Origin of the sequence: Actinomadura flavalba DSM 45200, assembly GCF_000374305.1 — a bacterium.
Lineage (GTDB): Bacteria > Actinomycetota > Actinomycetes > Streptosporangiales > Streptosporangiaceae > Spirillospora > Spirillospora flavalba.
In genome coordinates this window covers 324955-339887 of the sequence record NZ_KB894093.1, presented here as the reverse complement: position 1 = coordinate 339887, position 14933 = coordinate 324955, and the positions used below count along the sequence as shown (strand labels likewise).

The following is a 14933-nucleotide window of genomic DNA, read 5'->3' as shown; positions in this document are numbered from 1 at the left end:
CTCGCGCAGCACCGCATGATCACCCCACGTCCTTCCCACCCCCACCCAAATGATCTTGCGCTTGCCATCCCCTGCCCCCACCTCGAACCCCCGATTGCCTCTCACCCCACACCCCGCGCAGAACCGCCCCCAGGTAAGAAAACCGACCATCACCGCAGGTCGTCGCCCCACCACCACAGCCCAACCCACCAGAAACCGAAGAACAACCCACCACCGATAACGCATCAAGCCAGACATGAACGACTCAAACGACCAAGGAAAAAACCCAACAACCTCTTGAACCCCACCCAAGTTTCAACGCGCCCAACAGCACCAACGACCACGACACCCGCCGTCGTGCGCGAGGGTTCGTCCCCCGGCGAGCACGAGGATCCAACGCCGTCGACCGAAACACCTGGAGCCTGCGCCGCTTCGCCCCCCTCGGCACCGAACGCTCCACGCCGATCAACGCCTGGCCGCTGGCCATGGACAAGGGCTACGTAGGCGGCACCAAGGACACCAGCACGGGCCTCACCCACCTGGGCGCCCGCCAATACGACCCCACCATCGGCCGCTTCACCAGCGTCGACCCCGTCACCTGGAACGGCTTCGGCTACGCCAGCAACAGCCCATCTCCAGCTCCGACCCCGACGGCACCATGTGCCGCCATCTACCCGACGGCGCCCGTGAACGCTTCGGCCACCCCGGCAAGGGCAAGGACACCGACCGAGGCGAACGCGGCAGCGGAGGCCCCAGTCGCGGCGGCCGCCCGCCGGGCTACCCCCCGCCCAGCAGCCCGGCGCCGAGCACGGAAGCCGGTCCCGGCAATGTCGCACCTTCCGCTCCGCCCGCACCCCCGCCGTGCAACCGGAAGTGCAAGGCCATGGGCGGCCTCAAGACCGCAGACGGCTTCCTCAGCAAGCCCCGCGCCACCATCGCCTCCCTGACCGTCGGCGTCGCCTGCGCCGCCGCGGCAGGAGCGGTCTACGGCGTCGTCTCGCACGCCCAGAACACAAGGGACGGCAGGAGGCTTCTTCAAAGCCAGCAAGGGCGGCGGCGGAGGCGGCGGCAGGGGCGGCAGCCCCACCAAGGGCAACGGCGCCGCAAAACTACGCACCAACGCGGGTACCAAGAAAACCACCAACGCAGGCGGCGGCGCCAAAGCCGGTGGCGGCAAGAAGTCCGGCGGCGGCTCCGCGGGAGGAAGCTGCAAGGCCAACAGCTTCGTGCCGGGCACCAAGGTCCTCATGGCGGACGGCACCCACAAGCCCATCGACGCCATGAAGGTCGGCGACAAAGTCACCGCGACCAACCCCGAAACCGGCGCAGCCCAGACCCGGGCGGTGACGACCACCTTCTCCAGCACCGGCACCAAGGACCTCGTCCAAATCACCGTCAACGGTGCAAAGAAGCGCACCGATGTCCTCACGGCGACAGCAAACCACCCCTTCTGCCTACCTGAGCAGAGCCGATGGGCCGACGTCGGCGAACTCAAGCCCGGCATGTGGCTCCGCACCGGCGCAGGCACCCACGTCCAGATCACGACCCTTGGTCTGGTCAAGCGTTACCGACGCGCCCATAACTTCACCGTCGAAGCCTTGAGACATTTCGCTGAGTCCAAGGGTTTGACTCACTTCTTGGACAGCACTAGGGATGAGGCGCTTGGAGCTGTGTGAGATGTTGCATTTCATAAGCCGACGACAACCTTGCACATCGTCCTCGACGGTTTCGACCACGTCGACGACGCAGGCTCAGCTTTCAAGACGGCCTTCGACAGGGGAGGTGGTAAGAATTGGTTCACCACCGAACGAGAAATGAAGATTGTCGGGGATTCGATCTGGCGAGGCTATCGGGAGTGGAGTAGCATCACCTTCTACAGGGGGGCGTATTGTAGACGTCCCCTTGCCGGCGTTTCTTGGAGCGTGAGATATCAGATGATCGCTGGCTGGGAGAGGCCATTCCGTCTATGGCATTATTCCGTAAGTTACTCACAGTTGCTCTTTAGGAGCCTGGAGGACGCACGGTGGCCGCCTAGGGTAGATGTGCTCTTTAGTAATGTGGTGCGCATGCACTTGGGTCATGAATACGACGAGCTTAGGATTGATGCGATCGAGTCGCCGAAAGACGAACGGCTTGTGCAGTTCGGGATTGGATTCCCAAATCGGGGTATTATCTATCTCGTCAATGACGGTCCGGATTATGTCTCGGCCACTCATTGTCAATGGAATGAAGATTCTGGCGGTGCCCATTCCCCCTCTAAATTCGGTCCGCTGCGCGGCACTGAATAATACGCAAGAACGAGAACCTTTTTACTGTCCGGTTTTTGGAGGTGTGGAATTCCTGGGTGATTGACTTGCCAACAGCAGGCTTCCTTCGGCGCAGTGAATCTGGGGTGCCGCGTTTGCGCTGTCCGATCCGGCGGCCAGGCAGACGCTGGACGATGCTAATCGGTCGCGCTTACTCGCCCATAAAAGAAATCGCGTCCGCCGATTTATCATTTGCTGGCCGGATGTTCAACTTGGCAGATGGCGGATATGTGGCATGCCGCCGCATCATGGAATGAGGCTTGAGCGCGTTACACTGCGCTGCTAGGACGTTGCAGAGAAAACGCCAGCCGATGGCCCGCCATCGACTGGCATTTGGTTTGGTGCCCCCTGCAGGATTCGAACCTGCGCACACGGCTCCGGAGGCCGTTGCTCTATCCCCTGAGCTAAGGGGGCGGGCCGCCTTGTGGCGGCGTTGATGGAAGGTTACCAGGGTCGGCGGGGTGTGCGTACCTGGTTTGTTCTCCGTGCGCCGGGGGTGTGGGTGGGCTAAGTTCGGGACGGTGACCAAGCCACTGGGGCGCGTGCTGGTCGTCGATGACGATGAGGTCATCCGGCAGCTCATCGCCGTGAACCTCCAGCTCGAAGGGTTCGAGGTCGAGACCGCCGTGGACGGGCAGGACTGCCTGGATCGGGTGCTCGACGTCCGGCCGGACGTCATCACGCTCGACGTCATGATGCCGCGCCTGGACGGGTGGGTGACGGCGGGCCGGCTGCGGGAGGGCGAGGGGACGGCGCACATCCGCGTCGTCATGATCACTGCGCGGGCGCAGGAGCACGACATCCGGCGCGGCCACGAGATCGGCGTCGACGCCTACGTGACCAAACCGTTCGACCCGAACCAGCTCATCCAGACCGTCCGGAAACTCGCGGCGGTGTCCAGATAGTGGTCAGATAGTCTCACCAGGGTGACTCCTGCCGAGGTGGGCGCACTGCTCTCCGCCGCCGTGCGGGGCGCCGTCGCGCCCGCGGACGTGCCGCTCGCCTACCGGGAACCCGGAAGGTACGTGAGCGCCGTCGCCCTGCGCGCCGGGCAGCGGCCGGACGAGGTCGCCGCCCGCGTGCCGTCGGGACTCGGGCGGGCGGAACGCGGCATGATCGTCATCGAGGTCCCCCCGGAGAGCGTGACCCGCGGCATCCTGCGGGAGGGCGTCCGGTACGGGATCGTCGAGCGCGTCCCCGGCGGCGGCTGGCCCGAACGGCCACGCACGTTCGCCAATCCCGGCTTCGCCGTCCGCTACGCCTACGCGCGCGCGGGCTGGGCGGAGGCGGCCGACGGCCGGGTCACCGGGAACTTCGACGCGGCGGAACGCCGGCTCGCCGGCGCGCTGCCCGAACTCCCCGGACGTGCCGCCCAGGCCGTCCGGGAGGCGGACGCCACGCCCTTGATCGCCTATTTGGAGCGGCTGGCGTGCGTCTACCACGATGTGCACGAACGACCGGGCCCGATCCGCGGCGTGCTCGCGCGCGCCGCGCGGATCGCGCTCGGCAACGGACTGACCATGATCGGCGAAACCCCCCGGGAACGGATATGACGGGGCGAAGGAGCAGGCGGAACGCATGAGCAGGGTGCACCCGGCGGGGCCGCGGCACGAGAACGTCCTGTCGGAGGACAATCCGCTGCCGCCGCCGCCCGACCTCAACGCGCTGGACCAGGACGTCTGGCCGAAGTCGGCGCGCCGCGCCGAAGGCGCGCTGACGATCGGCGGCGTCGACGTGCGCGACCTCGCCCGGCAGTACGGCACGCCGCTGTACGTGTACGACGAGGTGGACGTGCGCAGCCGCGCCCGCGAGTACGCCGAGGCGTTCGCGGCGGGCAGCGTCCACTACGCGGGCAAGGCGTTCCTGTGCACGGCCGTGGCGCGGTGGGTGCACGAGGAGGGCCTGGGCCTGGACGTGTGCACCGGCGGCGAGCTGGCGATCGCGCTGCACGCGGGGTTCCCGCCGGAGCGGATCACGCTGCACGGCAACAACAAGTCGGTCGCCGAGCTGGACGCGGCGCTGGAGGCCGGCGTCGGGCACATCGTGCTCGACTCGTTCGAGGAGATCGCCCGGCTCGGCTACCTGGCGCGCGAGCGCGGGGTCCGCCCGAAGGTGATGGTCCGGGTCACGACGGGTGTGGAGGCGCACACCCACGAGTTCATCGCGACGGCGCACGACGACCAGAAGTTCGGCTTCTCCCGCAGTTCGGGCGCGGCGCTGGAGGCGGTTCGCCGCGTCGTCGCGCTGCCCGAACTCGACCTGGTCGGGCTGCACTCGCACATCGGGTCGCAGATCTTCGACGCGGAGGGGTTCGGCGTCGCCGCGCACCGGCTCGCCGAACTGCTCGTCGCGATCCGCGACGAGCACGGCCTGGAACTGCCCGAACTCGACCTCGGCGGCGGCTACGGCATCGCGTACCTGCCGGGCGACGAGCCGATCGTCGCGAAGGAGATGGCCGACCGGCTGCACGACATCGTCGCGCGCGAGTGCCGCTCCTACGGGCTGGAGACGCCGCGCCTGACGGTCGAGCCGGGCCGCGCCATCGTTGGGCCGGGCGGCGTCACACTGTACGAGGTCGGCACCGTCAAGGACGTCGAGGGACTGCGGACGTACGTGTCCGTCGACGGCGGCATGAGCGACAACATGCGCACCGCCCTGTACGGCGCCGACTACTCGTGCGCGCTGGCGAGCCGGGAGTCCGAGGGCGGGCCGATGCTCAGCAGGCTCGTCGGCAAGCACTGCGAGAGCGGGGATATCGTCGTGCGTGACCTGTGGTTGCCCGAAGATCTTGCGGCGGGCGACCTGGTGGCCGTCGCGGCGACCGGTGCCTACTGCCGGTCGATGGCCAGCAACTACAACCACGTCCCGAAGCCCGCCGTGGTGGCGGTGAAGGACGGCAGGTCCCGGGTGATCGTCCGCCGGGAGACCGCGGACGACCTGTTGCGGCTCGATGCGGAGGTCGGAGCGTGAAACCGTTGCGGGTGGCACTGCTGGGGTGCGGAGTCGTCGGGACGGAGGTCGTCCGGTTGCTGCGCGAGCAGGCCGACGACCTCGCGGCGCGGGTCGGCGCGCCGCTGGAACTGGCCGGGATCGCGGTGCGCCGCCCCGACCGGGTCCGGGCGGGCGTCGATCCGGAGCTGCTGACGACGGACGCCGAGACGCTCGTCACCCGCGACGACGTCGACATCGTCATCGAGGTGATCGGCGGGATCGAACCGGCGCGGTCGCTGATGCTCGGCGCGATGAAGAACGGCAAGTCGGTCATCACGGCGAACAAGGCGCTGCTCGCGGAGGACGGCGCGACACTGTTCGCGGCGGCCCGCGAGTACGGCACCGACCTGTACTACGAGGCGAGCGTGGCGGGCGCGATCCCGCTGCTGCGGCCGTTGCGCGAGTCGCTGGTCGGTGACCACGTGCAGCGGGTGCTCGGCATCGTCAACGGCACCACGAACTACATCCTCGACCAGATGGACACGCACGGCGCCGGGTTCCACGAAGCGCTGGAGGAGGCCCAGGAGCTGGGCTACGCCGAGGCCGACCCGACGGCCGACGTCGAAGGCTTCGACGCCGCCGCCAAGGCCGCGATCCTCGCGCAGCTCGCGTTCCACACGCCGGTCACGGCGGCGGACGTGCACCGCGAGGGCATCACCGAGGTGACCGCCGCCGACGTGGCGGGCGCGCAGGAGATGGGCAGCGTCGTGAAGCTGCTGGCGATCTGCGAGCGCGTTCCGTCCGACGACGGCCGCAACGGGCGGGGCGTGTCGGTGCGCGTCTATCCGGCGATGATCCCGCGCACGCATCCGCTGGCGAGCGTCCGCGAGGCGTACAACGCGGTGTTCGTGGAGGCCGAGTCGGCGGGGTCACTGATGTTCTACGGCGCGGGCGCGGGCGGCGCCCCGACCGCGTCGGCCATCCTCGGTGACCTGGTCGCCGTGGCGCGCAACCGGGTGGGCGGCACGTCCGGCCCGGTCGAGGTGACGTACGCGTCGCTGCCGGTGCTGCCGATGGGGGAGACCGTCACGCGGTACTACCTCCAGCTCGACGTAGCCGATGAGGCGGGCGTCCTCGCGACGGTCGCGGAGGCGTTCGCGCAGAGCGGCGTGTCGATCCAGGCGGTGCGCCAGGAGGGGCTCGGTGACGACGCCCAGCTCGTCATCGTGACGCACCGCGCGCCGGACGCGGCGCTGTCCGCGACGGTGGAGCGGCTGCGCGGGCTCGACAGCGTCCGCGAGGTCGCCAGCGTGATGCGCGTCGAAGGTGACGAGTAACCCGACCGAAAACCCCCTTTGCGCCGTACACTCGTGCGCAAGTCCGCAGGTCATCCGAGGAGATCGAGTGAACCCGACCGCCCGCGCCTGGCGTGGCCTCATCCAGGAGTACCGTGACCGGCTGCCGGTGACGGCGAAGACGCCGGTCGTCACGCTGCTGGAGGGCGGGACGCCGCTGGTGCCGGCCAACCGGGTGTCGCAGCTCACCGGCTGCGAGGTGTACCTCAAGGTCGAGGGCGCCAACCCCACCGGTTCCTTCAAGGACCGGGGCATGACGATGGCCATCAGCAAGGCCGCCGAGGACGGCGCCAAGGCCGTCATCTGCGCGTCCACCGGCAACACCTCGGCGTCGGCCGCCGCGTACGCGGTGCGCGCCGGGATGACGTGCGCGGTGCTGGTCCCGCAGGGCAAGATCGCGATGGGCAAGCTGGCGCAGGCACTGGTGCACGGCGCGCGGCTGCTCCAGGTCGACGGCAACTTCGACGACTGCCTGGAGCTGGCCCGCAAGCTGTCGGTCGACTACCCGGTCGCGCTGGTCAACTCGGTCAACAAGTACCGGCTCCAGGGGCAGAAGACGGCCGCGTTCGAGATCGTCGACACGCTCGGCGATGCCCCGGACGTGCACTGCCTGCCGGTCGGCAACGCCGGCAACATCTCGGCCTACTGGATGGGCTACCAGGAGTACGCGGCCGACGGCATCGCCACCCGCGCACCCCGGATGCTGGGGTTCCAGGCGTCGGGCGCGGCCCCGTTCGTCAAGGGCGAGCCCGTGCTGAAGCCGCAGACGATCGCGACGGCGATCCGCATCGGCAACCCCGCCTCGTGGGACCTCGCCATCGCCGCCCGCGACGACTCCGGCGGCGCGATCGACTCGGTCACCGACCGGCAGATCCTCGCGGCGTACCGGCTGCTGGCCGCCGAGGAGGGCGTGTTCGTCGAGCCCGCGTCGGCGGCGAGCGTCGCGGGGCTGCTCCAGGCGTCCGAGCAGGGTCTGATCGAGCGCGGCTCGAAGATCGTCTGCACCGTGACCGGAAACGGCCTCAAGGACCCGGACTGGGCCATCTCGGGCGCCCCCGCCCCGACGACCGTCAAGGTCGACGCGCACGCCGCAGCCTCCGCCCTGGGCCTCACGTGAGCACACCCGACCCCACCGGCACCGACCCGAACGCGCCGTCACGCCATGAGACGGCTCCGCACCGCCCGCCCGTGACGGGCGCGGTCACCGGCGACGTGTCCGGTCCGGTGGCTGGTCGCGCCGACGCGTCCGAGTCGCGCGCGGGCCGGGCGCCTGGGCCGGTGACGGTGCGAGTGCCGGCGACCAGTGCCAATCTCGGGCCGGGGTTCGACTCGCTCGGCCTCGCGCTCGGGCTGTACGACGAGGTCACGGTCGAGGTCGACCCGGCCGGGGACCGTTTCACCGGGCTGTCCATCGACGTGGACGGGGAAGGCGCCGAGGTCGCCGATCGCGGTGAGCGGCACCTGATCGTGTCGGTGCTCAGGCGCGCGTTCGGCGTGATCGACGCGCTGGCGCCCGTCGCGCTCGGCACTCGCTGGGCCGGGCTGCGGCTGACGTGCGTGAACCGCATCCCGCACAGCCGGGGGCTCGGCTCGTCGTCGGCGGCGATCATCGCGGGCGTCCTCGCGGCGCGCGCCCTGCACCCGCACGGCGCGCTGCTGGACGACGACGCCGTGCTGCGGCTGGCCACCGACATCGAGGGTCATCCCGACAACGTCGCGCCGTGCCTGGCGGGCGGCCTGACCATCGCTTGGACGGGGCCCGCCGGGCCGCGTCTCGTCCGGCTCGACCCGGCGGTCGAGCAGGTCACCGTGTACGTGCCCGACCAGCGGCTCGCGACCGAGCGGGCGCGCGGGCTGCTGCCGCCGACCGTCCCGCACGCGGACGCGGCCCACACCGCCGGCCGCGCCGCGCTGCTGATCGCCGCGCTCACGCAGGGCCTCACGGGCGACGTCCTGCTGGACGCCACCGAAGACCGGCTCCACCAGGACCACCGCGCCCCCGCGATGCCGGAGTCGGCGGCGCTCGTCGCGCGGCTGCGCGAGGCGGGCGTGCCCGCCGTGATTTCCGGTGCCGGGCCTACTGTCCTCGCCTTCACAACGGCATCACGAGTTGATTCGATAGGCGCCGGAGTGGGTAATGGCTGGCACGAACACACTCTGGACGTCGCCACCCGGGGCGCGCACGTCCGCTCCGGCGCCACCGCCCGGACCTGACGTAACGCGGCCGGAGCCGGGGTGAGCGCGGCGTCGGTACGTGTCAATGATCCGTCTTGGTAAAGAGCGAAGACATCGACCTCTGGGGAATAGCAGTGCGCCCTGGTGATGTTAGGCTGAATGCCGCACCAGATGCCCCGTTCGGGGCTGCGTGCTCGTCAGCCGTGCGTCATCTGTCCGACCTCCGGGTCGTGCCGGTCCCGCGCACTCGGCTTCCCGTCACCGTGACATCCCGTTGTCCGGGCTTCCACCGAACCTTCGGACGTAGCGGCGCCGGGGACCCGCGCGAGCGTTTCGTCCCGATCCATCATCTGGCATGCCCACGCCGACCGTGGACCCACCGCGATCGGCCGAGCCCGACTCGGCGCCCCCGCCGGGCCGCACCACCGGGTTGACTGGTCGATCGCCGGCCAACACCCGCTCCCTGGGAAGGACCCTTAGTGAGCGAATCCAGCGAACTCCTGACGGACGCCACCGGCACGGCGCCCGCCGCCGGTGAGACCGGCGCCGCGGCCCCCCGTCGCCGCCGCGGCACCGGCCTGTCGGCCATGGTGCTGCCCGAACTCAAGCAGCTCGCGTCCAGCCTCGGCATCACCGGCACGACCGGGATGCGCAAGAGCCAGCTCATCGCCGCCATCCAGGAGAAGCAGGGCGGGCAGGGGCAGGGCGCCGAGCAGGGTTCCGCTGAGTCCGCCCCGGCCGCCGAGCGTCCCCGCCGGGGGCGCACGGCCGCGGCCAAGAAGGACACCACCGACACCCAGGTGACCACCGAGGCCCGCGCGACCGCGCAGAGCGAGCTGCCCACGGCCGCCCAGGACGCCCAGCAGGCGGCCCAGCCGACGCGAGGCCGCGCGAACCAGGGCCAGCCGGCGCCGACCCAGACGGACCAGGGCAACGCAGGTCAGGGCCAGTCCGCGCAGGGCCAGCCCGCGCAGGGCCAGGCGGACCGGGGTCAGGCCGCCCAGGGTCAGGCGGACCGGGGTCAGCAGGCCCAGGGTCAAGGCGAGCAGGCGTCCGCCGCGCAGGGTGACACCGCGCGGGGCGGGCGAGTGGAACGCGGCGACCGGAACGACCGTGCCGAGCGCGGCGACCGTGCCGAGCAGGGTGAGCGCGGGGACCGGTCCGGCGAGCAGGGCGGCGCGCGCGGCGACCGTGGCGACAAGGGCTCCGCCGACCGTCAGTCCGAGCGCGGCGAGCGTCGCGGCGGACGGGGGGAGACCTCCGGCGACGACGCCGAGTCGCAGAACCAGCAGAACCAGGGCGGTCAAGGCGGCGGACGCGAGGGCGGCCGTGAAGGCGGCCGTCAGCGTCAGCGCGGCCGTGACCGCGACCGCGGCGAGCGCGGTGACCGCGACAACCGGAACGACCGTGCCGAGCGCGGCGACCGGAACGAGCGCGGCGACCGGGACGGACGCGGCGACCGCGACAACCGGAACGAGCGCGGAGACCGCGACAACCGGAACGACCGGGGCGAGCGCGGCCAGCGCGGCGACCGTGACCGCGACGAGCAGGGCGGCGGTCGCCAGCGCGGCGGCCAGGGCTCCGGCGGCGGTGGCCAGAACCAGGACGACGACGGCGACGGCACCGGCCGCAACCGGCGGGGCCGCCGGTTCCGCGAGCGGAACCGGGGCGGTCGCGGCGGTCGCGAGCGTTACGAGGAGCCGGTGCTGTCGGAGGACGACGTCCTCATCCCGGTGGCGGGCATCCTCGACATCCTCGACAACTACGCGTTCGTCCGCACGACGGGCTACCTGCCCGGCCCGAACGACGTCTACGTCTCGCTCGCGCAGGTCCGCAAGAACGGGCTGCGCAAGGGCGACGTGATCACCGGCGCCGTCCGGCAGGCGCGGGACGGCGAGCGGCGCGAGAAGTTCAACGCGCTGGTCCGCCTGGACACCGTCAACGGCATGGAGCCCGACCAGGCCAAGGGCCGGGTCGACTTCTCCAAGCTGACGCCGCTGTACCCGCAGGAGCGGCTGCGCCTGGAGTCGGACTCCAACGTGCTGACCACGCGGATCATCGACCTGGTGTCGCCGATCGGCAAGGGCCAGCGCGGCCTGATCGTCTCGCCGCCGAAGGCCGGCAAGACGATGGTGCTCCAGTCGATCGCGAACGCGATCACGAAGAACAACCCCGAGTGCCACCTGATGGTCGTGCTCGTGGACGAGCGTCCCGAAGAGGTCACCGACATGCAGCGGTCGGTGAAGGGCGAGGTCATCCACTCGACCTTCGACCGTCCGGCCGAGGACCACACCACGGTCGCGGAACTGGCGATCGAGCGGGCCAAGCGCCTGGTCGAGCTGGGGCACGACGTCGTGGTGCTGCTGGACTCGATCACCCGTCTGGGCCGTGCCTACAACCTGGCGGCACCGGCCTCGGGCCGGATTCTGTCCGGTGGTGTCGACTCGACGGCGCTCTACCCGCCGAAGCGGTTCTTCGGCGCCGCGCGCAACATCGAGAACGGCGGTTCGCTGACGATCCTCGCGACGGCGCTCGTGGAGACCGGCTCCCGCATGGACGAGGTCATCTTCGAGGAGTTCAAGGGCACCGGCAACATGGAGCTGAAGCTCAACCGCTCCCTGGCCGACAAGCGGATCTTCCCCGCCGTCGACGTGGACGCCTCCGGCACGCGCAAGGAGGAGATCCTGATGGCGCCGGATGAGCTGCGCATCGTCTGGCAGCTCCGCCGGGTGCTGCACGCGCTCGACACCCAGCAGGCGCTGGAGCTTCTCATCGAGAAGATGAAGGAGACGAAGTCGAACGCGGAGTTCCTGCTCCAGGTGCAGAAGACGACGGTCAACAACAACGACTGACGCGGCCTTCTCCCCGACGCCCTCGCCCCTCCCGGGGCGGGGGCGTCGCGCTTTCAGCAGCTTCCCGACGAGTCCTCGCATGACTGCTCCCTTCCGTGACGAAGTCATCACGCACAGCATGGAGCACCCCCGCGCCCCTTCGCCGCCCCCGCCCGACCCTGTGGATAACTTTTTCCGGGCCTCGCACGGGACGGCGGTCACTGGCGCCCGGGACGGGCGGAGCGCCAGCTTCTCCGGCGGAGGTGGTCGACGATGGACCTCGCTTTCGACCTGGAGACCCAGGACCCCGACGACCTGCTCGCCCTGTGCCTGGTCGCGGGCCATCCGGCCGTCCGGCTGCGTGCGGTGACGGTGACCCCGGGGTCGGCCGAACAGGTGGCGTTCGTGCGGCGCGTCCTCACCCGCGTCGGACGCGCGGACGTGCCCGTCGGCGCGACCGACCCCGGCACCGGCACCTCCCACGTGTCGGGGTTCCACCACCGCTGGCTCGGCGACCCCGGACGGGCGGCCCCCGACGGCCCGGCGGCGCGCGTACTGGCGGACGCGGTGACCGGCCACCCGGAACTCACCCTGCTGACCGGGGCCGCGCTGCACAACCTCCGCGCCCTCCTGGAGGGTCACCCCGGCGTACGGCTGGCCCGCTGGGTCGCCCAGGGCGGTTTCGCGGGCGACAACGTGGTCCCGCCCGAGGACCGGCTGCCCAAGTTCGCGGGGCGCCTGACGTGCCCGACGTTCAACTTCAACGGCGAACGCACCGCCGCGCGCCTGGCGCTCGCCACCGGGCGCATCACGCGGCGCGAACTCGTCTCCAAGAACGTGACCCACGGCGTCCGGTACGACCGCGCCCTGCACGAGAGGCTGCGGCCCGTCCGCGACCGCAACCCCGGCCTGGCGCTGCTCCACGAGGGGATGGAGGTCTACCTGCGCAAGCGGCGTGACGGCAAGCTGTTCCACGACCCGGCGGCGGCCTGCGCCGCGATCGACCCGTCCATCATGCGCTGGGCCGAGGTCGAGGCGTATCTGGAGGCAGGGGAGTGGGGAGCCCGGCCCGCGCCGGGCAGCGGGACGTTCATCAGCGTGGCCGTGGACCGCGAACGTCTGGTGCGGATTCTCGCCGGTGCCTGAGGTGGGGTTAGCCCCACCTCGGCTCGGGCGGGCCGCCGCATGGTGGGCGGCGGCGCGTTTCGTCAGGGTGGAGACGTAACGTGGCAGAGGCGTGGGAGGGAACCGTGGGCGAGCTGAGCAGGAGCGGGGAGGGGACCGTGGCCATCAGCGACGGCGGCTGGAGGCCGCTGGCGATGGCGCGGTCGTCGGTGAACTGGCGGTCGGCGGTGTATCTGGCGGCGTCGCTGTGGCTGGGGCTCGCGTGGTTCATCGCGCTCACCGTCGGCATCGCGGTGTCGGGCGCCCTGACGATCATCTGGGTCGGGGTGCCGATGCTGGCGGCCGTCATGGTGCTGTGGCGCGGTGCCGCGATGCTGGAGCGGCGGCTGGCGTGGCTCGGCTTCGGCATCCGCATCGCCGACCCGTACCGGCCGATGCCGAAGGGCAGGAACCCGTTCACCAAGCTGAAGGCGATGGTGCTCGACCCCGCCACCTGGCGCGACCTGCTCTACCTCGCGCTGCGGTTCCCGCTCGGCATCGCCGAGTTCGTCCTCATGGCGGTGCTGTGGTCAGCGACGGGTGTGCTCGTCGCGATGCCGGTCGTGGTCGCGCTCAGCGGCTCGGCGGAGGTGAACCTCGGCGTCTTCTCCTACTGGATGGACAATCCGGTCGCGGCGCTCCCGGTGACCGCGCTCGGCCTCGTCGTCGCGCTGCTCGCCCTCTACGTGACGCGCACCGTCGCGCTCGGTCACGCCCTGCTCGCCGCCGTGCTGCTCGGCCCGAGCGCGGCCCGCGCCGAGAACAAGGAACTGCGCCAGAAGACCGAGCAGTTGCAGGCCAGCCGGGCGCGCGGCGTGGACGCCGTCGAGTTCGAGCGGCGCCGCATCGAGCGCGACCTGCACGACGGCGCGCAGCAGCGCCTGCTCGCCGTCGCGATGGACATCGGCCGCGCCCGCGCCAAGCTCGCGGACGACCCGGAGGCCGCCCGCGCGCTCATCGAGCAGGCGCACACCGGCACCCGTGAGGCGATCACCGAGCTGCGCGACCTGGCCCGCGGCATCTACCCGGCCATCCTCACCGACCGCGGCCTGGACCCGGCGCTGTCGGGCCTGGCGGGACGCGCCCCGGTGCCGGTCGAGGTCGACGTGGACCTGCCCGAGCGGCCCCCGGCCGCCGTCGAGAGCATCGCCTACTTCATCGTCGCGGAGGCGCTGGCCAACGTCGCCAAGTACGCGCGGGCCACGCGCGCCACGATCCGCGTCGCGCGCGAGGGCCACTGGGTCGTGGTGGAGGTCGCCGACGACGGCGTGGGCGGCGCGCAGGTGCGCCCGGGCGGCGGCCTGGCGGGCCTGGCCGACCGCGCCGCCACCATCGACGGGATGGTCACCGTGGACAGCCCGCCCGGCGGCCCGACGGTGCTGCGGGCCGACCTACCGTGCTCGTGGTGAAATGAGCCCATGCGGGTAGTGATCGCCGAAGACTCGGTGCTGTTGCGGGAGGGCCTGGTCCGGCTGCTGGAGGACGCGGGCATCGAGACGGTCGCGACGGTCGGGGACGGGACGGGCCTGCCGGGCGCCGTCGAGGAACACCGTCCCGACCTCGCGATCGTGGACGTGCGGATGCCGCCGTCCTTCACCGACGAGGGCCTGCGCGCCGCCCTCGCGGCCCGCGAACGCGTCCCGGGCACGCCGATCCTGGTGCTGTCGCAGTACGTCGAGGAGCGCTACGCCACCGACCTCATCGGCGGCGGTGCCGAGGGCGTCGGCTACCTGCTGAAGGAACGCGTCGCGGAGATCGCCGAGTTCATCGACGCGGTGCGGCGCATCGCGGCGGGCGGCACCGTCATCGACCCCGAGGTGATCGGGCAGCTCCTCGGCCGCCGCCGCACCGGCGACCCGCTGGACGCGCTGACCCCGCGCGAGCGGGAGGTCCTGGCGCTGATGGCCGAGGGACGGGCCAACGGCGCGATCGCCAGGGAACTGGTCGTCACCGACGGCGCGGTCGAGAAGCACATCTCGAACATCTTCGCCAAGCTCGATCTGCAACCGGCGCAGGGCGACCACCGCCGCGTCATGGCCGTCCTCGCCTACCTGGGGCGGACCGCCTAGGCGGGTGCCGGGAATGCCCGATGACCTCGGCACGTTCGGGTATCTGGCACACTTGGTGTGCAACCGCTGCGGTACCGGTTCACGACTCCCCATCTTCCACGGCACCGGCCGTGTGAGCGGAGC

12 protein-coding genes and 1 tRNA gene are annotated in these 14933 nt (G+C 71.0%); 12 read left to right on the top strand and 1 reads right to left on the bottom strand.

What is annotated here, in order from left to right; translation table 11 throughout:
- Nucleotides 1–464 precede the first annotated feature (464 nt).
- Together C229_RS35995 and C229_RS0101565 are read left to right on the top strand one after the other, a co-directional pair.
- Nucleotides 465–926, top strand: coding sequence for an RHS repeat-associated core domain-containing protein (locus C229_RS35995; RefSeq protein ID WP_081639692.1), 462 nt, complete (start codon nt 465–467; stop codon nt 924–926).
- A gap of 300 nt (nt 927–1226) precedes the next feature.
- On the top strand, nt 1227–1655 hold the full coding sequence (locus C229_RS0101565; protein WP_155884539.1) for a polymorphic toxin-type HINT domain-containing protein: 429 nt from the start codon (nt 1227–1229) through the stop codon (nt 1653–1655).
- A gap of 969 nt (nt 1656–2624) precedes the next feature.
- Here the strand turns inward: C229_RS0101565 and C229_RS0101560 are convergent.
- A tRNA-Arg gene (locus C229_RS0101560) sits at nt 2625–2699 on the bottom strand.
- 128 nt (nt 2700–2827) lie between these two features.
- On the opposite strand from C229_RS0101560, the gene C229_RS0101555 reads away from it, so the two are divergent.
- The 10 genes from C229_RS0101555 (at nt 2828) to C229_RS0101510 (ending at nt 14810) form a co-directional block, all read left to right on the top strand.
- The gene (locus C229_RS0101555; protein WP_018653320.1) at nt 2828–3190 is read left to right on the top strand and encodes a response regulator transcription factor; all 363 of its coding nucleotides are present in this window, start codon (nt 2828–2830) and stop codon (nt 3188–3190) included.
- A 21-nt stretch (nt 3191–3211) separates the two neighbouring features.
- Nucleotides 3212–3838, top strand: coding sequence for a DALR anticodon-binding domain-containing protein (locus C229_RS32475; RefSeq protein WP_155884538.1), 627 nt, complete (start codon nt 3212–3214; stop codon nt 3836–3838).
- Between the two features lie 25 nt (nt 3839–3863).
- On the top strand, nt 3864–5255 hold the full coding sequence (gene lysA, locus C229_RS0101545; protein WP_026313363.1) for a diaminopimelate decarboxylase: 1392 nt from the start codon (nt 3864–3866) through the stop codon (nt 5253–5255).
- Nucleotides 5252–6553: a homoserine dehydrogenase gene (locus tag C229_RS0101540; RefSeq protein ID WP_033423888.1), complete on the top strand. Its 1302-nt coding sequence runs from the start codon at nt 5252–5254 to the stop codon at nt 6551–6553. Before lysA ends, C229_RS0101540 begins: the two co-directional genes overlap by 4 nt.
- Nucleotides 6554–6620: 67 nt before the next feature.
- A complete protein-coding gene (gene thrC, locus C229_RS0101535) occupies nt 6621–7688 on the top strand; it encodes a threonine synthase (RefSeq protein ID WP_018653316.1) in 1068 nt (355 codons plus the stop codon).
- Between the two features lie 173 nt (nt 7689–7861).
- Entirely contained in the window at nt 7862–8785 is a 924-nt protein-coding gene (thrB, locus tag C229_RS0101530; RefSeq protein WP_018653315.1) for a homoserine kinase, read from the top strand.
- A gap of 440 nt (nt 8786–9225) precedes the next feature.
- Nucleotides 9226–11598 (top strand): transcription termination factor Rho, encoded by a 2373-nt coding sequence (gene rho, locus C229_RS0101525; protein ID WP_018653314.1) that lies wholly within the window; start codon nt 9226–9228, stop codon nt 11596–11598.
- A gap of 252 nt (nt 11599–11850) precedes the next feature.
- Complete coding sequence (locus C229_RS0101520; protein WP_018653313.1) at nt 11851–12723, top strand: nucleoside hydrolase; 873 nt, start codon at nt 11851–11853, stop codon at nt 12721–12723.
- 137 nt (nt 12724–12860) lie between these two features.
- Entirely contained in the window at nt 12861–14150 is a 1290-nt protein-coding gene (locus tag C229_RS0101515) for a sensor histidine kinase (protein ID WP_018653312.1), read from the top strand.
- A 9-nt stretch (nt 14151–14159) separates the two neighbouring features.
- On the top strand, nt 14160–14810 hold the full coding sequence (locus C229_RS0101510) for a response regulator transcription factor (protein WP_033423887.1): 651 nt from the start codon (nt 14160–14162) through the stop codon (nt 14808–14810).
- Nucleotides 14811–14933 lie beyond the last annotated feature (123 nt).